Genomic DNA, 19,633 nt, shown 5'->3' on the forward strand with positions numbered 1-19,633 from the left:
AGCGGTGATCGCCGAATCGCTGGTGCGCCCGCAGTCGCGGGCCGTGCGCCCCAGCGAGTATGCCCGCCGGGGCCGCGTCTGTCACCGACCGGGTAACAGAGTGGACAGCTGGTTCGGGTCGACGTTCGGCGGAATACTCGAACCATTGTTGGGCTCGATCGGGCGAGGAGCATTCGCGGCGCCACGAATCTGGAGCTCTGGACGCGTCGTTTCGCAGTAGTTCCACAGCCGCACGCGTCCGTCGCCTACCTTCGCGGGCGAGACAGGGACCGTGTCGTACTCGCAGGTCGAACGCGGCCAGATATCGAGCACCGTGTGGAATTCGCCGTTGTAGGCAGGCACTGCCAGAGCAGCCGTGCCGTCGCGCAGACCGGGGAACAGTGCTGCGAGTGCCGGGGCCCGCAACTGGCCGGCACGTGCGATGGTGACGAAGTTTTGCAGCAGGTTCGTCATCGGGTCGGAAGTCTCCGCAACGACTCCACCGAGCGTCGAAATCTGGCCGGGGCCGAGGTCGAGGAATTCGCGCAACTCGCCGTCTGCCGCCACAACCTGGTCGAACAACACACCGGTGTTGCTGGTCAAAATCTGCAGGTCGGGCTGAATTTCCGACGTTGTCGATGCAATCACCCGCAGGTTCGACAACAAGCCGGTCGTCTGCGGAAGCAATTGGTCGAGACCCGCCGCAACAACGCTGATGCCGTTGATCGCGCCACGAAGGTTGTCGGGTCCACCACCGAGTGCTTTGTCCAGTTCGTCGAGAATCGTCGCGAAACGATCCGGTGGAATCGAACTGACCATGTCGCTCGCGTTTTCGAGCACCTGGGTGATCGGCACCGGGGTCTTCACGTTCTCCGACTCGATGACCGAGCCGTCTTCCAAATACGGACCCTCGTCGGAATCGGGACGGAAGTCGATGTACTGCTCACCTGCCGCCGAGAGAGCTGCAACCTGGACCTCGCCACCCATCGGGATGTCGTAGGCACCCTCGATCTGAGCATCGGCGACGACGCCCTTTTCGGTCAACCGAACGTCCGTCACCTTGCCGACCCGGAAGCCGCGGTAGGTGACATCGCTGTTCGGCTGCAGACCGCCGGACCGGTCCATGTTCACGGTCACCGTGTACGTGTCCCTGAACGGGTTGATTCGGGCGACGCCGACCGTCAGGTAAGTGATACCGACGATCAACATGATCGCGAGCCCGATGTTCGACAGCACCACCTTGTTTTTCAGCAGACCCTTCGCGCGGTTCATCGGGTCCCTCCGTTCAGGCGCTGGTAGACCTTCTGCAGAACCTCGATGAAGCTACCTGCGAGAGCGTTCAGATCGGAGCCGTCCGGCAGGCGGCTACCCGTCGGATCACCCCACAGTGCGGCGATACTGAGGTACTGAACTGTCGCAGCAACGGCGAGAGTGCTTCCCTGAGCGGTGGCCGCAACTTTCGGCGTGATGGAGTGCAGCGCATCCATCGCGGGACCGAGCGTGTCGCGCGTTTGGGCCAGTCCGGTCATCAGCTTGTCGGTGCTGTCCAGCAGATCCCGCATCTGGGTGCCCGTTGTGTTCGAGAAATCGCCGAGCGCGGCAGTCGTGACCGACACCTTCTGCAGCAGATCACCGATCGCCTGATTGTTTTCGGCCAACGTGCTGATCATCGCGGGCAGCGATGCCGCGACGTCGCCCAACTCACCCTTGCGCTGATTGAGCGTCGCCAGAGTCTCGTCGAATTCGCGCAGAACGCTGTCGACCCGATCGGTATTCGCGTTCAAGCTGCCGACGACGTTGGTCATCTCGACGATCAGATGCGACAGGACGGGACCCTTGCCGCCAACCGCGGAGTCGAGTTCGTTGACGATCGAAGAGATCTTCTTGATGGCACCGCCGTTGAGGAGCAGCGACACCGACAACAGCAGTTCCTCGACGGAGGCTCCGGTCGATGTCTGTTCCAACTTGATCGAGTCACCGTTGCCGAGAGTCTTACCTCCGGTGTCGGGTGCCATCTGGAGGGCCACGAAAACGTCGCCGAGCGGGGTGGCCTGCCGTAGTTCAGCGCGCGTCCCTTCCGGGAGCTTTACATCGTCGCGAATCTTCATCTCGATGTTCGCGACGAAGTTCGACGTCGTGATGTCGGTGACAACGCCCACGTCCGAGCCGCCGACCTTCACCTTCGCTTGGTCGGGCAGGTTGAGTGCGTTGGTGAACTGAGCATTCAACGTGTAGCTGTCGCCGCCGACACCGGGCTTCGGCAGCGGCAGCTTTTCGACGGTCAAACCACAACCGGCGGTCGTCAACATGCCGACCACCGCGAACGCGGTGACGACGGTTCTCTTCTGGTTTCGCTTTCGCACTGTCGTCATCACGGCTGCCCCGTCATTCCTAGTAGTGCCGCAGTGAGGCCGAAGTCCGGACCGAAATCCTTGAGCTTGCCGGTACGGCAACCATCGGATCGCATCTGAATTCGTTCGCAGAACAGGCTGAGCAACTCGTTGTCGAGAAGGCCCTTGTCGATGAGCGCGTGTAGTCGAATTGCGCCACCATTGGCGGTCTGAGCAACGGTGTTGTCGATGTTCTGCATCAACATCGGCGTGACGTCGACAACTTCCTTCAGACGATCGGCATTCTGCCTGAGCATGGTGGTCGTCGAACCGAGTCTGGTCAGCGCGCCGCCAAGCTGATCTTTGTTCTCGGCGAGAACCGCGCTCGTGTTGGCCAAGAAGTCGTTCAGCTGGGCGAGCACCGCCTGCAACCCAGGTGCCTGCTCGGCAAGCAGCCCGGTGACGTTGGTGATGCTGCCGCTGAAGTCGCGCACCGACTGGTCGTTCTGCGCGATCACCTGGGTGAGCTCGTTGAGCTGAATGATGGCGTTGGACAAGGCATCACGGTTGGTGACACCGAGAGACAAGGCGCCGTTCAGCGCCGACAAGGTGTCACGGATCTTGTCGCCGTTGCCCTCGAGCGTCTGGATCAGGATGCCGCCGGACAGCGGACCTTCCGTGCTGCCTGGCTGGTTCTTCAAGGATGCAGCGAGCTCGTCGACGGTCTTGAGAACGCGGTCGAGTTCGACAGGGGTGCGGGTGCGATCGAGCGGAATGTGATCGCCGTTCGCGAGCGTCGGACCGTCGGTATATGCGGGCGCTAGCTCGACGTGCCGATTGGTGACCAGCGAAGGCGATACAAGCGCTGCGACCGCATCAGCCGGCACCTTGACCGCACTGTCGTAGGACATCGTGACGGTGACGTAGCTGCCCTTCGGCTCGACCGATTCGACAGTGCCGACGGGCAACCCGAGAACGGAAACCTCGTTGCCCGGGTACATACCTGCGATGTTTTCGAAATCCGCGGTCACTTCGATCTTGCTTTCGAAGGGATCCACCGATGAGCAGCCGACGGCCGCGACGCCGACGGCGCACACGATCGCGAGCTTGCCTATTTGCAGCATTCTCATTACTGGCACCCCTCGATAACGCTGACGCGGCACAGCCAGTTGTCCGGGAACAACCACGGCAGATTCACGTCACCGTAATTGCCGTTACCGGTGACGTTCGTGAACTGCCTGACTGTCACAGGCATGATCTCGAGCAAACGAACCAAGTTGTCGTTGTTCTTCTCGAGACCCTCGGACATCGTGTTGAGGTCCCTGATGAGTTGGCCGAGTTGGCCGTCGTTGCCGGCGCCGATCGCCTGCAGCTGAGCCGACAACGAACCGACGTTGTCGAGCAGCTGCTGAACGAGGCCTTGCCGTTCCATGATTGCTTGGCCGATCGCTGCGCCCTGGGTAACAACGAGCAGGATGCTGTTGCGGTTGTCGCCGAGAACGCGGGATACGTCGCCGAGGTTCTTCAACATCGCGTCGACTTCGTCGCGCCGCTTGTCGATGACCTTCGCCAACACACCGACGCTGTCCAACGCCTGCGCGGTCAGCTGCGGCGAATCCCCGAGCTGCTCGCCCATCACGGCGAGCGACTCGGCGATCTTGTCGGTGTCCAGCTTTTCCAGACGTTCGAACTGGGACTTGTACTTCGGATCCTGCACAACCTTCGCGAGGCTGAAGGGGACCTGGGTGTTCGATACCGGAATACGGTTGTCCGGCAATCCGCTGCCGTCGCCTGGATCGAGATCGATGTAGGTCTGACCGAGGATGGACGCCTGCTTGATCGCCGCGTGCGCATCCGGCCCGAACTCGAGGTCGTTCTTCACCTGAAGGGTCGCAAGGATGTGGTCGCCTTCGAGCTTGAGGCTCTTGACTCTGCCGATCTCCAAGCCGGCGACACGAACTTTGTCGTCTGCCTTCGTGCCGGCCGCCTGCGCGAACTCGACGTCGATCGTCTTCTCACCGAAGCCGATGACCTTGAGCGCACCTGAGCCGAGGACGATCGCAAGGATCACGAGCGAACCGAGGATGCCGAGCCAGAAGTACTTGTTGGCTCCGAAGTTGGGACGTGGGATACGGGCCATCAGCGGCACACCTCCGAATGTTGTTGCCCGAAGATCAGATCGCCGACGTCCTTGAATATCGGACGGGGGAGCAGCACACCCCACAGGGACACGTCGAGGGTGCAGACATAAGAGTTCGCGTAAGCACCGTCGCTCGTGAACCGCGCGATGGCCGTGAGGGCCTCGGTGCCGTCGACACCTGCAAGATCGAGCTTCGAGCCGTTGGCGATGAAGACGTTGAAGGCTGCGTTGGTCGACGACTGTGCAGCCTCGAGTGCGGGTCTGATCTGAGTCACCAGACCGACGAGTGATGTTGTGGCATCGGAGATCTGGTCGGTCGAGTTCTTCAGCGTCTCACCCTGGGCATACAGACCGCCGATCAGTGCACGGGTCTGTGCAAGCAGCGTTTCGAGTGATCCGCTGCGATTCGCCAGACCCGACATGACGCCACTGAGGTTGGTGATCACATCGCCGAGCAACACGTCGCGTTGCTGGAACTCGTTCGCGAGGCTGGCCGCCTGCGTGATGAACGAGCTCAACGAGACACCGTCGCCCTGCAACGCAAGGATGAGGGTCTCCGACAGGTTGTTGACCTGCGCCGGGTCGAGCGACTGGAACAGCGGTTCGAAACCGCCGAGCAGTGCAGAGACGTCGAACGAGTCCTCGGTCTGACGCACACCGGGTGCGCTGAACATCGGGATCTCGCCACCGCTTTCCAGCGGATCCGCTTGTCCCTCACCAGGGTTGAGCGCAACGAAGCGCTGCCCGATCAGGTTCTGATACCGGACGAGAGCCTTGGTGTTGGAAAAGACCTGTTGATCCGACTCGACGACGAAGTCCACTCGAGCGTTGTTGTCTTTGTCGATTTCGATGTTTTCGACCTTGCCGACGCGCACACCGGCCATTCGTACGTCGTCACCGGGATGCAGCCCGAGCACGTCGCCGAAGGTGGCCGAGTACGACCTGGTGTCGCCGTCGACAGCGCGCTGCAGGGTCTCCCAGATGACCCAGGTCAGCAGGATCGACACGATCGCAAACAGGCTGAAGCCGATCAGTGGCTTACGGATACTCACTAGCGGTTACCTCCGTCGGTCACCGAAGATGCTTCGACGGCCCGAATCTGAGCGCCCGTAAATGCTCCTCCGAGAAGGAACAGCTGCGAGGCGGTTGGCTTCTTGCCGACAAATGCTTGCACCGCACCTGCGTCGCGGTAGGCGATCGGTTGCACCGCACCGGAAGTCGTTGCAGAGGCCGGTGTCGCCGGTGGGAACAAGCCCTCCAGCGGTGTGCCCTGGAACGGATTGACGGGTGCTGCGGGTGCTGCCGGCGCTCCGGGTAGCGGAGCAGTCGGTGCCGCAGCGGGAGCCGGGGTGATGCCGGGAATCTGGAGGTCGGGCATCGTCGGCAAGCCCGGGATACCCGGAATACCAACGGGGAGAGGCAATCCGACCGGTCCAGCGGAATCGAGCCGCTTCGGCAACATTTCCGGAGCGAAGATGCTCGGGTTGGAAACGTCGGGTGCTGTGAAGCAGCTAGGTCCTGCCATGTCGCCGTATCGCGGGCAGTCGGCGCGGGTGTAGGGGCGGAACGGGGTGAACGAAACGTCCAGGCTCCACACCATCTGATTCGACGGACCGTAGTGGAACGTCGCGTCGAGGGCTCGAAGACCCGTGTTCAGGTTGGCGATCGCGGCGGGAATCGACGCCTGGTCGGAGGAGAGAGCGCCGAACGTCGGAGCCAATCCGGCAACGACGTCCTTGCCCGCGTTCGGGTTTCGGGCGAACAACTCGTTGAGGGTGTCCGTCGTCCCTGCTCCGCCTGCAAGAATGCTGGCCAGCTGGCCGCGCTTTTCGGCGATCGTGTTTGCGGTTGTCACCGACGTACCGAGCACGTCGAGCAACTCCGGCGCCGACTGATTGAGACCATTCGCCGCAGCGCTGAAGTTGGCGAGGTCGGCACCGAGATCGGGGAACGCCGCATCGACCGAGGTGAGCCACCGGTCGAGCCGTTCGACCGTCGAGCCTGGCACACGACCGCTGCCGTCGAAGGCCTCCGCCATGTAACCGAGTACGCGACCGAGCTTCATCGGGTCGATCTTGGTGAAGATCGTTCGGATCGTGGTCAACGTGTCCTGCAGCGCGACCGTGCCCTTGCTCTTGTCTTCTTTGATGATCGTGTCCGAGGACAGGTGCTCCGGGGCCGCGCCGTTGTCGACCAACTCGATCGACGTGACGCCGAAGACGTTGCCGGGCACCACACGTGCCGTCACGGTCGACGGGATCCCGTCGATGTGCTTGGGCCGCATTGCCAGGTCGACCTTCTGGATCGTGCCCATCGCGGCGACCTCGACGCTCTCGACGCTGCCGACGAGAATGCCGCGGTACTTGACGTCGCCGTTCGCGGGCAGGCCGTCACCGGTGGTCGTCAGCTCGGCGACAACTTTGACTTTGTCGTCGAAGTAGCCCGAGTAACGAAGCATCAACAGCGTTGTCGCGAGCACGACAACAACTATCAGCGCGATGCCGGCAATGAACAGCTGCCGCATGGTCGGGCCACGCCCGCTCGGATCGATAATCATCTATGCAATTCCCTTAACCCGAGAGCCTGATGCCGGGGTCGATTCCCCAAATGCCGAGTGTCAGAAGCAAGTTGGCCATAACGACGACCACGATCGTGACCTTGATCGCGCGGCCGGCCGCAACGCCGACGCCTTCCGGACCGCCGGAGGCGAAGAAGCCGTAGTAACACTGAATGAACGTCGCCAGCATGACGAACACGATCACCTTGATGAACGAGTAGATGATGTCCGTGCTGATGAGGAATTGGTAGAAGTAGTGCATATAGGTGCCACCCGAGGCGCCACCCATCAACTGCACGGTCAGCTTCGTCGTGATGTATGCCGCCGCAAGCCCGAGGCCGTAGAGCGGAACGATCGCGACCATCGCCGCAAACACGCGGGTGCTGATCAAGTACGGCAACGGGCGAATGGCGACGGATTCGAGAGCGTCGATCTCCTCGGCGATACGCATCGAGCCGAGCTGCGCCGTGAAGCGGCAGCCTGCCTGCGCGGCAAAGCCGAGCGTCACAAGCAGCGGACCGAATTCGCGGGTGTTCGCGAACGAGGAGATAGCGCCGGTCAGCGGACCGAGCCCGAGCAGGTTGAGGTTGGTGTACGCCTCGAGCCCGATCGTCATACCGCCGAAAGCACTGAGAATGATGACGACGCCGATCGTTCCACCGCCGACCACGATGGACCCGTTGCCCCAGGTCACATCGGACAGCAGCCGCCACACTTCCTTGCGATAGTGCCGCAGCGCCAACGGGATCGACGCCATTGCGCGAACGAAGAAGAAGGCCATGTGGCCACCACGGGAGATGAGGCCCGAGAAGCCGGTGAAGAATCCTTTGAGCGCATAAAGCGGCCGCAGCGCGGGCGGCACATAAGTCGATGGCTTGACTGACATCATGCGATCTTTGCTGGGAAGAGGGTGCCGTAGATCTGGGTCACGAGAAGGTTGACTCCGAACAACATGAGGGCCGACTGGACGACGGCGGCGTTCACCGAGTTGGCGACGCCGCCAGGACCGCCTCTGGCGTTCAAGCCGAGGTCGCACGCGATAATCGCCGCAAGCAGGCCGAATATCACCGATTTGAAGAGCGCAACAAGAAGGTCGTTGGCATTGGCGAAGGCCGCGAACGTCCCGATGAAGGAGCCTGGCGTACCGCTCTGGGCGAAGATGTTGAAAAGGTAGGTCGTGAGGAAGCCGACGAAAACGACGAAGCCACACAGCAACACGCTGACCAGCATCGCTGCCGCGAGGCGGGGAGCGACGAGGCGGCGCATCGGATCGACACCCATAACCTTCATGGCGTCGATTTCTTCACGAATGGTTCGCGAACCGAGGTCGGCGCAAATGGCCGAGCCGACCGCGCCCGCGATCATCAACGACGTCACGAGCGGCGCGCCCTGCCTGATGATGCCGAGGCCGGTCGCCGCTCCCATGAAGGATGTCGCTCCGACCTGCGCCACAAGGGATCCGACCTGGACCGAGACGACGACGCCGATCGGAATCGCGACGATCAACGTCGGTGCGGCCGACACGCTGGCCATGAATCCACATTGTTTGATGAATTCGTTGAACGGGAACTTGCCCCTGAAGATGTCGCCGAACATCTGCGCGATGGCCGAGATGCCCATGGTGATCTGTCTGCCGAAGGTTTCGACGGACCGCCTCGGGTGGTCGTGCCAGTAGCCCTTGGCCCAATTCGCTGCGGCCGCGGCCTGCGACTGCTTGGGCGGGCTCTCGGTAGAGTGCACGCGAACTCCTTTCGGGGCGGCGCCGACGGGCAATCGGCGTCGACGCACCCTACTATGCAGTAGGGCACATGTTCAGCCCGGTGTGAGTGGGAGCATAACAACACTCCAGAGCGTCAGCTTCCACTTCTAGCGATGTTGCCTTCGGCCTCGCGAAACCGTCCGGTCTGCAGTAAAGGACCCCTCGCGACGGAGCACTCGCACGTCCAGACGGCTGAAACCGCGAACCCGTGCAGGTCGGAGCTTTTTGACGATCAGTTCACGTTCGTCATCGAGTCGATCACCGAGGACAGCGTCCACCAAAACCGTTCCCGGCCGTGCGACTCCGGTTAACCGAGCAGCCACGTTGACGACCGAGCCGTACAGATCGCCGAGCCGTTGCAGGACCGGTCCCGCCGCCATCCCGACTCGCAATTCCGGCGCATCGACAGCCCCAGTATCCAATTCGTGCAACTCGAACGCGATTCGAGCGGCGTCGATCGGACGCTCGGCGGCGAACATGACCTCGTCCCCGAGATTCTTGATGACCCAACCGTTGTGCTTGGCGATCACCTCCGCCGTCCCCGACTCGAACGTCTCGATCAGTTGCGTCAACTGCTCGAAGCTGAGATGACGAGTCAGCTGTGTGTAGCCGACCATGTCCGCGAAACCGACGACCAACTCGCGCGAGGCGGGATCGGCGTCGAGTCCGCCGGCCGACCTGCTCGCGGCGACAGCGAAATGCCTGCGCCACGCGAAGTCCTGCAGCTCACCGAGCGCGGGAACCGTTGCGTCGGTGACGTTGTGCACAACCTTGCGGACCGCGTCGACATCGGCGGCAGCGTCCGCGCCGGTGGGAATGGACTGAAGAATATGTGCCGCGACGACGTCGACCTGCCATTCGGCGAGCCTCGCGGTCGAATGCCCGAGGGTCCGGGCAATCGAGAGCTGGGTGTTGTTGTCGATGACGCCGTCCGATACGAGACCACCAAGGATCTTCAGTGCGGATACGTCGGCCTCGGTGAACATTTCCGCTGCGGGATCGACGGGGAAGCCGAGTGCCATCCACAACCGAGAAATGCGCGCTGGACTAGAACCGACCCGCGCAGCGACCTGATCGAGCGTATGAATCGCATCGCCTTGCAGATCGGCCGCGATCTCTGCGCCGACGACTTTCGACCACTCCGGTGTCGTACTCACGATCCTCCGTTTCGCCGAAGCGTGCTGGCGCGCAATACGTACGCAAGTACAACACGTCGCCTGCGGTCGTGAGTGTCGGTGCCCTGTGCCAGGGTGTCCCAGGACAAGTCCGTGCCGAAGAAGGGGTTGTGATGCCACCGCGTCGCCGATCAGCCGCAGATGTGCCGCTCTCGCAGGAGGATCTTGCGACCCTTGGTGCTGCGATTTCAGCTGGTGAGCGGGCAACCGTCTACCTGCGCGAGCCGACACCGAGCCTAGGTCTCGAAGCAGGGGCGTCCGCAAAGGTCGTCCGGATCAGCGGCACGACGGTGACTGTGCGCCCACGTGGCGTCGACGACGAATTGCCTTTCGAAGCCGACGAACTGCGGATGACCCGGCGAACCGCCGCCGAAGACGCTCCCGCAGCGCCCGCCAAGCCGGTGAGCAGGCGCCGGTCGGCAAAAGTTGATACAGCTCCGGTTGGACCGCAGGCACCTGTCGATACGACGCCACGATTCGCCCCGACCCCCGCAGCGCCCGCGCCGGTAGCCACTCCCGCGAAGACTCCGACGCGATCGGCACGTGGACCCAAGAAGGTGCAGGACGGCGTCACCGTCACGATTCACGGCACCCTCGACAACTCGTGGACCGTCAGCGTCGCGTACGGAAGCAGGCCACCCGGTAAGGCGGCACCCGTTCGTCCGGATGCGGTCGAGCGCGCAATGGCCGAGCTCGACGACGCAGCGGCACGCGATGCGATCGACACCATGCTCTCCACTGCGCGCGAAGCCGTAGCGAACCGTATTGCCGACCTGAATCGGCAGTTGGAGGAAGCCCGACTTGCGCTGGCCGAGTTGGGTTCGACCGGCGAAAAGTTGTGACGACCCGGTAAACCGATCCTATTGATATGGTTCTCCTCGACGTCTGGAGGGACATGTTCAAAAAGATCGCCACTATTGCTGTCGGTTTGGCAGCGGCCGCGACCGTTCTCAGCGCCGGAAGTGCCACTGCAGCACCAGGCAACGTGACTCTCGGTGGGGGCTCGGGAATCATCATCGACGACATGTACGAGTGCAGCTTGACCACGATCGGTAACGACGCAGGCGGCAGGCTCGTCGGTATCACCGCAGGCCACTGCGGTGGCGCGGGATCGTTCGTCAGAGCAGAGCACAACCCGGACGCAGGCATCGTCGGGCGCTTCGCCTACTCGAACGAAGATCTCGACTACGCGGTCATCGAGTTCGACCGTGCGAAGGTCGTCCCGGTCAATCGGATCGGCAATGTCACGATCACGGGCATCGGCGGCCCGGCGCAGTTCCCCAGCATCGTCTGCAAAGAAGGACGCACCACGGGCAACACCTGCGGGTTCTCCTACGGCGACATCTTCGATTCTCGGATCGAGACCTGGAACCAGATGTGCGTGATCGAAGGCGACTCCGGCGGTCCGGTCGTCATCGGAACCACCCTCGTCGGGATGGTCAACGCCTACCTCGCAGTGCCGTGCATCGGACCCGAGGTCGGTACGAACATCACCACGATCCTCGACGACGCCAACGCACGCGGCGGCGCGGGTGCGGGTTTCCGACCCATCTGATCCACTTCACTTACAACGCACTCGGGTGCGTTGCCCGGACTTCTTCAGTCCAGGCAACGCACCCGATTTGCGTTCGCGACTATCCGCAGACCGCGCCGAACGAGGCGGACCCGACCAGCTTCGCGTATTTCGCCAGCACACCGCGGGTGTAGCGCGGAGGCAGCGGTTCCCAGCCTTGCTTGCGCGCTTCGAACTCTGCCTCGTCGACCAGGATGTCCAGGGTTCCGGTCGCGACGTCGAGCGCGATTCGGTCACCGTCGCGGACGAACGCGATCGGTCCACCGTCGACAGCTTCCGGCGCGACATGGCCGACGCACAGGCCGGTCGTGCCACCCGAGAAGCGCCCATCGGTCAGCAACAGGACGTCCTTGCCGAGACCGGCACCCTTGATCGCAGCGGTGATCGCGAGCATCTCCCGCATACCCGGTCCACCCTTGGGTCCTTCGTACCTGATGACGACTACGTCACCAGCCGCGATTGTGCCGTCCTCCAGCGCATCCATCGCCGACCGTTCGCGATCGAAAACCCGGGCTGTGCCGGTGAAAACGCTGGAATCGAAGCCAGCAGACTTCACCACGGCGCCGCCCGGTGCAAGCGATCCGCGCAGGATCGTGATGCCGCCGGTCGGATGAATCGGCGACGACAGCGCACGCAGCACCTTGCCGTCCGGATCGGGGGGCGCGATTTCGGCGAGATTCTCCGCAACGGTCTTGCCTGTGACGGTGAGGCAATCACCGTGCAGCAGTCCGGCGTCGAGCAGCGACTTCATGATGACGGGCACCCCACCGATGCGGTCGATGTCTGTCATGACGTGGCGGCCGAACGGCTTCACGTCGGCGAGGTGCGGAACTTTCGCACCGATTCGGGCGAAGTCCTCCAACGTGAGTTCCACCTCGGCCTCGTGCGCGATTGCCAGCAGATGCAGGACCGCGTTCGTCGATCCGCCGAACCCCATGACGACAGCGATCGCGTTTTCGAACGCCTCCTTCGTCATGATGTCGCGGGCGGTGATGCCCCGCTTCAGCAATTCGACGACCGCTTGGCCACTGCGGCGGGCAAATCCGTCACGTCGACGGTCGGTCGCGGGCGGAGCGGCACTGCCAGGCAACGACATTCCCATCGCTTCGGCGGCGCTGGCCATGGTGTTCGCGGTGTACATGCCACCACAGGCACCTTCGCCAGGACAGATAGCGCGTTCGATCGCGTCCACGTCGGCACGCGAGATGAGCCCACGTGAACATGCTCCGACCGCCTCGAAGGCGTCGATGATGGTGACTTCACGCTCGCTGCCGTCCGACATCTTCGCAATGCCGGGCAGGATCGAACCCGCGTAGAGGAAGACGCTCGCGAGGTCGAGCCGCGCGGCAGCCATCAGCATTCCAGGTAGCGACTTGTCACAGCCCGCGAGCAGCACCGAACCATCCAGCCGCTCGGCCATCATCACCGTCTCGACGCTGTCGGCAATCACCTCTCGCGAGACCAACGAGAAGTGCATGCCCTCGTGACCCATCGAAATACCGTCGGACACCGAGATCGTTCCGAACTCCATCGGGAAGCCGCCGCCAGCGAAGACACCGTCCTTGCAGGCCTTGGCGAGTCTGTCGAGCGACAGGTTGCACGGCGTTATCTCGTTCCACGACGACGCCACGCCGATCTGGGATTTGACCCAATCGTCGTCACCCATCCCGACCGCGCGCAGCATTCCCCGAGCTGCGGCCTTTTCCAGTCCGTCGGTGACGTCGCGGCTGCGGGGTTTGATGTCGATCGAATCGGTGGTGTCGGATTCGGATCGGTCGGTTGTTGTCATCTCGCTCCTTCGTTTACAGCCACACGTGGTGCGACCGCAGGGCCGGCGATCGCACAGTGGGGCTTGCAGTCAACAGATTCGTCGACGCTGGTTACGTCACGTTCTGGTTTACCGATCATGATCGCGGCAATGGCTCCGCCACCGAGCAGCAGCCCGACGCAGATCCACATCGCGACGCGGAAGCCGTCGGCGAACTGCTCCGGGTCGGCGAACGCGCTTCCGGACAGTCCGGCCAAGCCGGGCAGTGCTGCCACCGCGAGAAGTTGACTCGTTCGGGCAACGGCGTTGTTCACACCCGAGGCAATACCGGATTCGGCGGTCGGCACCGACCCGAGCACGGCACCGGTCAGCGGCGCGACGAGTGCCGACAGCCCGAGACCGAATACGACGACGCCAGGCAGCACGTCGAGCAGGTAATCGGCGTCCGGCCCGATCCGCAGCATCAGGACCAGACCGATCGCAGCGAGGACCGGACCCAGTGTCATCGGAACACGTGGACCCGACCGCTGCGACCAGCGGCCCGCCCGCGCAGAGAGGACGAGCATCAGGATCGTGATCGGGATGGTCGAAACGCCAGCGGCGAGCGGCGAGTAGCCCGCGACGAGTTGCAGTTGCAGCAGTAGCAGGAAGAAGACGCCACCGAGCGCGGCGTACACCGCGAAAGTGACGAGGTTGGCAGCTGTGAAGATTCGGGATGCGAAGAGCGACGGCGGCACAAGTGGATGTGTGCTGCGCATTTCGATGACAACGAACACGCCGAGCAGTACCAGCCCGAGCAGTGCCAGCAGGATGGTCTCGTCGATCAGTCCGTAGGTGAGCGCGCCGAGTCCGAGCGCGACGACGAACGCCCCGAGGACGTCCAGCCGCAACGGTGGGTTCGGATCTTTGCTCTCGGGAACGTGTCGCAACGACACGAGAACCACCGCTACCGCGAGCGGCACATTGATAAGGAATACCGCGCGCCAACTGGCAACCTCGACAAGCCAGCCGCCGAGCAGCGGACCGATGGCGCCTGCGACGCCGCCGAGCCCTGACCACAGTCCGATCGCCGCGCCGCGATCACGGGGATCGATCGAGGCGGAGATCAATGCGAGGCTGCCCGGTGTGAGCATCGCGCCGGCAATGCCCTGCAGCACGCGCGCCGCGATCAGCACTTCGATGTTCCAGGCCAGTCCGCACAGCACTGACGCAACGGCGAAACCTATTGTCCCCCAAACGAATACCTTGCGACGGCCGAGTCGATCGCCCAGTGCACCACCGAGCAGAATGAACGATGCGAGGGTGAGGGTGTAGCCACTGAGCGTCCATTGCAGGCCTGCGACGTCGGCGTCGAGCGCGTCGCCGATCCTCGGCAGCGCGATGTTCACGACGGTGCCGTCCAGCATGGCAACCGACGAGCCGAGCACCGTCGCAAGGACGATCCACCTGCCCGACGGCGACTTCAAACGCGGAAGTTCTCCTGCCACAGCGATTCAATCTACGCCCGAAGAAAGATCGTTCGATCCAATGCTGTCGGTGCAACGTCATAACATTGCCAGCGACGACCCACCAACCATTCGAATCGGGAGTATCGCAATGGATTACAAGCTCGAGCTCATCTCCGTACCAGTCTCCGATGTCGATCGGGCGAAGGCGTTCTACGAGCAGGTTGGATTCAACGCAGATCACGATCACCAGGTCAACGAGCAGATGCGCTTCGTGCAGCTCACCCCGCCGGGTTCCGCGTGCTCGATCTCGATCGGCACGGGCATCACCGACTCGGAGCCGGGCTCGGTCAAGGGCCTTCAGGTTGTCGTCGCCGACATCGATGCCGCTCGCGCCGAGCTGGTGGAGCGTGGGATCGAGGTCAGCGAGATCCAGCGGTTCCCGTGGGGCGACTTCGTCTTCTTCAACGACCCCGACGGCAACGGCTGGGCTGTGCAGGCCATGCCCGATCGAGAGTGACGTTTGCGTCGGGGCGGCGTGCAATCATCGACGAGTGCGCCTTCCGATCAAGCCACCGCTCAAGCCGATGCTCGCCAAACCCGCCAAGGCTGTACCTGCTCAGCCGGACAGCGGCGGGTCCGTGTGGTTGTACGAACCGAAGTGGGACGGCTTCCGCGCCATCGTCTTTCGTGACGGTGACGAGGTTTTCATCTGCTCCCGAAACGGCAAGGATCTAGCGCGCTACTTCCCGGAGCTGGTCGACGCGGCGCGTGAGGAACTGCCGATGCGATGCATCGTCGACGGTGAGTTGGTCGTGCCGCGCGAGATCGACGGTCGGACGCGGCTCGACTGGGAGGCATTGTCGGAGCGGATCCACCCGGCCGACAGTCGCGTTCGACTACTCGCGACCGAGACGCCGTCGCAGTTCGTCGCGTTCGATCTGCTCGCACTCGACGACACCGACTACACCGGGCAACCGCTGAGTGTTCGGCGCGGGAAACTGCTCGAGGTCGTTGCGGGTGGCGGGTCCTGCCATGTCACGTCCGCAACCGAGGACGCTGCGACGGCCGAGAGTTGGTTCGAATCCTTCGAGGGCGCAGGGCTGGACGGTGTCATAGCCAAGAAGCTCGACGGCGTCTACGTCCCCGACAAGCGCGAGATGATCAAGGTCAAACATGCGCGGACCGCCGACTGCGTGCTGGTCGGCTATCGACCACACAAGAGTGTGCCCGGCATCGGTTCGCTGCTCCTCGGCCTCTACGACGGCGACAAGCTCGAAATGATCGGCGGCGCTTCGGCCTTCACGGAGGTCCGTCGCAAACAACTGCTCGCCGAGCTACAGCCGCTGCGCGTCGGTGACGACGTCGTCTCCGATGGCGATACCAATCGCTGGAAATCCGGCGCCGACCGCACGTGGGTGCCGTTGCGTCCCGAGCGGGTCATCGAGATCGCCTACGACCAAATGGAAGGCAACCGCCTGCGGCACGCCGCTCGGTTCCTGCGGTGGCGCGACGATCGAGATCCGCTGTCCTGCACCTACGACCAACTCGAAGTTCCCGTGCGATACGACTTCGCGGACGTGCTCGCCGGGGAGTAGGACAGTCGACGCGGCGTGAGGGTGCCGCCGACGCCATCCAGCGGAGGCAGGGAACCCCTGACGCCGCGCAAAGCCATCGTCCGACCGATCCTCAGAGGCGCGACAGCAGTTCGGTCTTCTTCGACTGGAACTCGTCGTCGGTGAGAAGCCCCTGCTCCCGTAGCCGGGCGAGGGCTTCGATCGCGGCGACTACCGACTCCGCGTCCGAGGACGACGCCGCTGGCGGCGGTGCCGGCGCGGCTGCTGGAGTCGGGGTTGGTGCCGGTGCTTCCCGATCGACTCGCTCGTCGGACTCGGACTCGGACTCAGAGGCAGCACCGACCCGGCTCAGGCTTGCGACGTCGAAGGTGCCGTGCTGACTGCGAAATTCGAGTCGGCCCGATCCACTGCTTTGCTGTTGCGAAACACCGCTGATCGTGTGGTCGCCGGTGTCGTACACCTCGACGCCCGCACCGGCATGAATGGCGAGTCGTCGCGTTCCCGGAAAGTAGGCGTATCTGGTGCTGTTCTGTGAGCCCGACGACGACGGGACCCCCAACTCCGCGGGCCACCAGTCACCCGACGACTGCATCGAATGCGAGGTCACCGTGCCGAGAGCACCGGAGGCAAGCAGATCGGACAGTTCGGTGCAGACGGCGTCGACTCTGGCTTTCAAGGCGTTGTCGAAGAGGTCGCTCACCATAGTCATGCCACCGCGCATCCACTGCCCTCGACCGCCGAGTTCGGCCACCGTGAACTGAGCCATCGTCCCTCGGCCACGCTGCAGGGCGACCAACAGCGCTTCGACGCTCGAGATGGACAGTCCGTGTTTGGCGGCAACGCCAGCGAGCGCGTCGTCTCCTGCTGCAGAGTGAGTTCTCGACATTGTCCGGCACCTCGCGACATCGTGTTGGGTTGCCACGTCATGCTTCGCGGCCCGTTCTCGGTCTGAGTGCCCTTTCGCCATCGTAGCGAAACCTGCTGCGGCCGAGTGTGATCCGGAGCGCACCGGTAACTCCGGCCACAATGTTCGGAGTGTTCACCTTCCGATACCGAACGGTGCCGTCGGCGACGCCTGGCGTGGGTAAGCTTGCGACCGCTCGTACGTCCGTCGGGGAGGTTCGCACATGAAGTTCGTTGGTCTTGTTGTCTGTGGCGCCGGTGCACTCGGCTCTGTTCTTCTCAGTCCTGCCGTCGCCAATGCAGAGGCGGTGCAGTGTGTCTCGACCAGCGGTCAGCAGATGACGGTCGTCGAACCTGCCGCGGCGTGTGGTTCTGCCGTGGAGGATCGTGGCACCGCAGCGGCCTACGGTCTCGGTGGCATCGGGTATGCCAAATCGATCGGTGGCGCTTCGGCGCTCGGTGTCGGCGTTTCCGGCGGCGTGGGCGCCAGCGAGGGCACAGGGGGTGTGCCGGCAGCTCTCGGGCTTGGGCCGGGGAGCGTCGCGATCGTGTCGGTCGAGCGGGGGTCGCTGTCGCTCGCAATTGCGGGAACGGGATCCAACGCACTTGTTGCCGATGTCGATCAAGGCGTCGTCTGCGCGGGGTCGGCCGCGATCGCCTGGAACGCGCTCTCGGGCGTTGCCTGCGTCGCAACCCCGGTCGGGGTCTTCTCGACGCGCTGAGCCGTCACTCGGCTCGCCCGTTCGCCATCCCGCGACAACGACAAGGCGCGACAATACGAAGCGAACACGTCCGAGTACGCACCAGGGAAGCCATCGATCGGAGCGGATCATGAGTGAGCACGTCTATCGCGTGACGGAAATCGTCGGATCGTCGAAAGACGGTTCCGATGCCGCCATAGCCAACGCGATCGCGAGGGCAAGTGCGACTGTCCGCAACCTCGAGTGGTTCGAGGTTGTCGAGACACGCGGCCACATAGTCGATGGGAAAGTTGCGCACACTCAGGTCACGTTGAAGGTCGGTTTCCGTTTGGAATGACGGAGTTGGTTGGAATGACCACGCTGGCAGAATCCGGCGGAAAGCGTCACAAGAAGTACGACATTGCGCGCATTTCTCCGATTGCCATGCCGCACAACATCGCAACGAATCGGCCGGTACTCTCGGCTTCGACGCAACTGAGAGCTTCGACGCAGAAACCGCCCCATAGCGTTACTCCAATCACATTGGCACCAATTGCCCCATGCAATAAGCCGATGCGATTGGCCTCTGCTGTAACTATGTATGTTAATGGCAGTGGCAGGTGACAAGTTCATCACGATTTCGATGGCGTCACAGGCAAGGGTCGGGACCCGAAAACGAAGATTTTTGGCTCGCTTCTGCGTGCGAACGAGGGAAGAGATGGCAGAAAAAGGTATGAGCAACACGACAGCGCGCACGGTTGAATCGTCGCAAAAGTCAGTCCGCTGGGGACTTCGCGTCACGCTCGCCGTTGCCGGCGCTGCGGCGACCGGACTCGCGATGGTCGCGCCGGTGCAGGCCGAACCGCTCTGGCCTGGTGGGCCCGACATCCCAGGAGTTCCCGCAATCATCCCCGCGGCGCCTCCAGGAATGGCCCCGCAGCCGTTCTCGGTGCCCGGCAGCCTCAATCCGACGATCACGCCGGGCAACGGTGCAATCGTCGGCGGCAAGCGCTCGATCGACATCACGTACAAGACGCCGATCATCGACCGCACCGCAGCCGAGAACTCGATCGTCATCTCGCCGTCGGCCAACGTGCCAGGCAGCTTCGAGTGGATCAACGACACCCACGTGCAGTGGAACCCGGACGAGTACTGGCCCCGCAACACCGCGGTGACGGTCAACGTTGCCGGAACCACCTCGGCCTTCCGCGTGAGTGACGACTTCACGAGCGTCGGCGATGCTTCGACTCACGAGTTCGTCGTGAAGATCGGCGGCGACGTCGTCAAGACGTTCCCCGCGTCCTACGGCAAGCCGGGCCACGAGAGCCCGAACGGTTCGTTCAAGGTGCTGGAGAAGTTCAGCGAGATGGTCATGGACTCCTCCACCTACGGCGTGCCGATCACTGCTCCAGAGGGTTACAAGCTCGATGTCGAATACGCCACGCGAGTGACCTGGGGTGGCATCTTCGTCCACGCCGCACCGTGGTCGACCGGTTCGCAGGGCAACTCGAACGTCAGCCACGGCTGCATCAACCTGAGCACCGAGAACGCGAAGTGGTTCTTCGACAACGTGCGCAACGGCGACACCGTCAACATCCAGGGCGCATAACACCCTGATTCGATCTACGAAAAAACCCGCCGAGGCCAACCGCCTCGGCGGGTTTTTTCGTAGGCGACTCCGCCGCTCGTGAGTCTGCTACGTGAATGGAACTGTTGGCGTCGGCGTCAGCACGCGGCGGAGCCGCGT

The 19,633-nt window shown here is 63.1% G+C and carries 19 protein-coding genes; 7 read left to right on the forward strand and 12 right to left on the reverse strand.

From position 1 onward, the window contains the following. Positions 1-81 precede the first annotated feature (81 nt). The 9 genes from ACHIRB_RS13200 to ACHIRB_RS13240 all read right to left on the reverse strand — a co-directional run bounded on the left by ACHIRB_RS13200 (position 82) and on the right by ACHIRB_RS13240 (position 9,922). Positions 82-1,251 carry an MlaD family protein gene (locus ACHIRB_RS13200; RefSeq protein WP_395117666.1) on the reverse strand — a complete coding sequence of 390 codons (1,170 nt, stop codon included), beginning with the start codon at positions 1,249-1,251 and terminating at the stop codon, positions 82-84. Continuing rightward, on the reverse strand, positions 1,248-2,351 hold the full coding sequence (locus tag ACHIRB_RS13205) for an MCE family protein (protein ID WP_395124696.1): 1,104 nt from the start codon (positions 2,349-2,351) through the stop codon (positions 1,248-1,250). The genes ACHIRB_RS13200 and ACHIRB_RS13205 overlap by 4 nt, the downstream gene beginning before the upstream one ends. Beyond that, positions 2,351-3,439: an MCE family protein gene (locus ACHIRB_RS13210; protein ID WP_395117670.1), complete on the reverse strand. Its 1,089-nt coding sequence runs from the start codon at positions 3,437-3,439 to the stop codon at positions 2,351-2,353. The genes ACHIRB_RS13205 and ACHIRB_RS13210 overlap by 1 nt, the downstream gene beginning before the upstream one ends. Beyond that, positions 3,439-4,449: an MCE family protein gene (locus ACHIRB_RS13215; protein ID WP_395117672.1), complete on the reverse strand. Its 1,011-nt coding sequence runs from the start codon at positions 4,447-4,449 to the stop codon at positions 3,439-3,441. The genes ACHIRB_RS13210 and ACHIRB_RS13215 overlap by 1 nt, the downstream gene beginning before the upstream one ends. Next, the gene (locus ACHIRB_RS13220; RefSeq protein ID WP_395117674.1) at positions 4,449-5,501 is read right to left on the reverse strand and encodes an MCE family protein; all 1,053 of its coding nucleotides are present in this window, start codon (positions 5,499-5,501) and stop codon (positions 4,449-4,451) included. The genes ACHIRB_RS13215 and ACHIRB_RS13220 overlap by 1 nt, the downstream gene beginning before the upstream one ends. After that, the gene (locus ACHIRB_RS13225) at positions 5,501-7,006 is read right to left on the reverse strand and encodes an MCE family protein (protein WP_395124695.1); all 1,506 of its coding nucleotides are present in this window, start codon (positions 7,004-7,006) and stop codon (positions 5,501-5,503) included. The genes ACHIRB_RS13220 and ACHIRB_RS13225 overlap by 1 nt, the downstream gene beginning before the upstream one ends. A gap of 13 nt (positions 7,007-7,019) precedes the next feature. Then, positions 7,020-7,892 carry an ABC transporter permease gene (locus ACHIRB_RS13230; RefSeq protein WP_395124694.1) on the reverse strand — a complete coding sequence of 291 codons (873 nt, stop codon included), beginning with the start codon at positions 7,890-7,892 and terminating at the stop codon, positions 7,020-7,022. Next, the gene (locus ACHIRB_RS13235; protein WP_395117680.1) at positions 7,892-8,746 is read right to left on the reverse strand and encodes an MlaE family ABC transporter permease; all 855 of its coding nucleotides are present in this window, start codon (positions 8,744-8,746) and stop codon (positions 7,892-7,894) included. The genes ACHIRB_RS13230 and ACHIRB_RS13235 overlap by 1 nt, the downstream gene beginning before the upstream one ends. 126 nt (positions 8,747-8,872) lie before the next feature. Beyond that, positions 8,873-9,922 (reverse strand): adenylate/guanylate cyclase domain-containing protein, encoded by a 1,050-nt coding sequence (locus ACHIRB_RS13240; RefSeq protein ID WP_395124693.1) that lies wholly within the window; start codon positions 9,920-9,922, stop codon positions 8,873-8,875. Between the two features lie 131 nt (positions 9,923-10,053). On the opposite strand from ACHIRB_RS13240, the gene ACHIRB_RS13245 reads away from it, so the two are divergent. Beyond that, positions 10,054-10,782 (forward strand): DUF6319 family protein, encoded by a 729-nt coding sequence (locus tag ACHIRB_RS13245; protein WP_395124738.1) that lies wholly within the window; start codon positions 10,054-10,056, stop codon positions 10,780-10,782. A gap of 53 nt (positions 10,783-10,835) precedes the next feature. Continuing rightward, positions 10,836-11,495: a chymotrypsin family serine protease gene (locus tag ACHIRB_RS13250; RefSeq protein WP_199708281.1), complete on the forward strand. Its 660-nt coding sequence runs from the start codon at positions 10,836-10,838 to the stop codon at positions 11,493-11,495. Positions 11,496-11,574: 79 nt separating this feature from the next. On the opposite strand, the gene ilvD is transcribed toward ACHIRB_RS13250, so the two are convergent. Both ilvD and ACHIRB_RS13260 read right to left on the reverse strand, forming a co-directional pair. After that, positions 11,575-13,302, reverse strand: a complete 1,728-nt coding sequence (ilvD, locus tag ACHIRB_RS13255) for a dihydroxy-acid dehydratase (protein WP_395124692.1) — start codon at positions 13,300-13,302, stop codon at positions 11,575-11,577. Then, positions 13,299-14,768, reverse strand: coding sequence for an MFS transporter (locus tag ACHIRB_RS13260; protein ID WP_395124691.1), 1,470 nt, complete (start codon positions 14,766-14,768; stop codon positions 13,299-13,301). Before ACHIRB_RS13260 ends, ilvD begins: the two co-directional genes overlap by 4 nt. A 109-nt stretch (positions 14,769-14,877) precedes the next feature. On the opposite strand from ACHIRB_RS13260, the gene ACHIRB_RS13265 reads away from it, so the two are divergent. Both ACHIRB_RS13265 and ACHIRB_RS13270 read left to right on the forward strand, forming a co-directional pair. Continuing rightward, positions 14,878-15,246, forward strand: a complete 369-nt coding sequence (locus ACHIRB_RS13265) for a glyoxalase superfamily protein (protein WP_395117690.1) — start codon at positions 14,878-14,880, stop codon at positions 15,244-15,246. A 34-nt stretch (positions 15,247-15,280) separates the two neighbouring features. Then, complete coding sequence (locus ACHIRB_RS13270) at positions 15,281-16,324, forward strand: ATP-dependent DNA ligase (protein ID WP_395124690.1); 1,044 nt, start codon at positions 15,281-15,283, stop codon at positions 16,322-16,324. A 91-nt stretch (positions 16,325-16,415) separates the two neighbouring features. On the opposite strand, the gene ACHIRB_RS13275 is transcribed toward ACHIRB_RS13270, so the two are convergent. Next, positions 16,416-17,189 (reverse strand): SHOCT domain-containing protein, encoded by a 774-nt coding sequence (locus tag ACHIRB_RS13275; RefSeq protein ID WP_395124689.1) that lies wholly within the window; start codon positions 17,187-17,189, stop codon positions 16,416-16,418. Between the two features lie 241 nt (positions 17,190-17,430). Between ACHIRB_RS13275 and ACHIRB_RS13280 the strand changes: the two genes are divergently transcribed. The 3 genes from ACHIRB_RS13280 to ACHIRB_RS13290 all read left to right on the forward strand — a co-directional run bounded on the left by ACHIRB_RS13280 (position 17,431) and on the right by ACHIRB_RS13290 (position 19,495). Next, positions 17,431-17,928 (forward strand): DUF6764 family protein, encoded by a 498-nt coding sequence (locus ACHIRB_RS13280; RefSeq protein WP_395124688.1) that lies wholly within the window; start codon positions 17,431-17,433, stop codon positions 17,926-17,928. 109 nt (positions 17,929-18,037) lie between these two features. Beyond that, complete coding sequence (locus ACHIRB_RS13285) at positions 18,038-18,244, forward strand: dodecin (RefSeq protein ID WP_199708272.1); 207 nt, start codon at positions 18,038-18,040, stop codon at positions 18,242-18,244. 360 nt (positions 18,245-18,604) lie between these two features. After that, a complete protein-coding gene (locus ACHIRB_RS13290) occupies positions 18,605-19,495 on the forward strand; it encodes a L,D-transpeptidase (protein WP_395124687.1) in 891 nt (296 codons plus the stop codon). Positions 19,496-19,633: the final 138 nt, after the last annotated feature.

This window comes from Antrihabitans spumae (genome assembly GCF_043944905.1).
Lineage (GTDB): Bacteria > Actinomycetota > Actinomycetes > Mycobacteriales > Mycobacteriaceae > Antrihabitans > Antrihabitans spumae.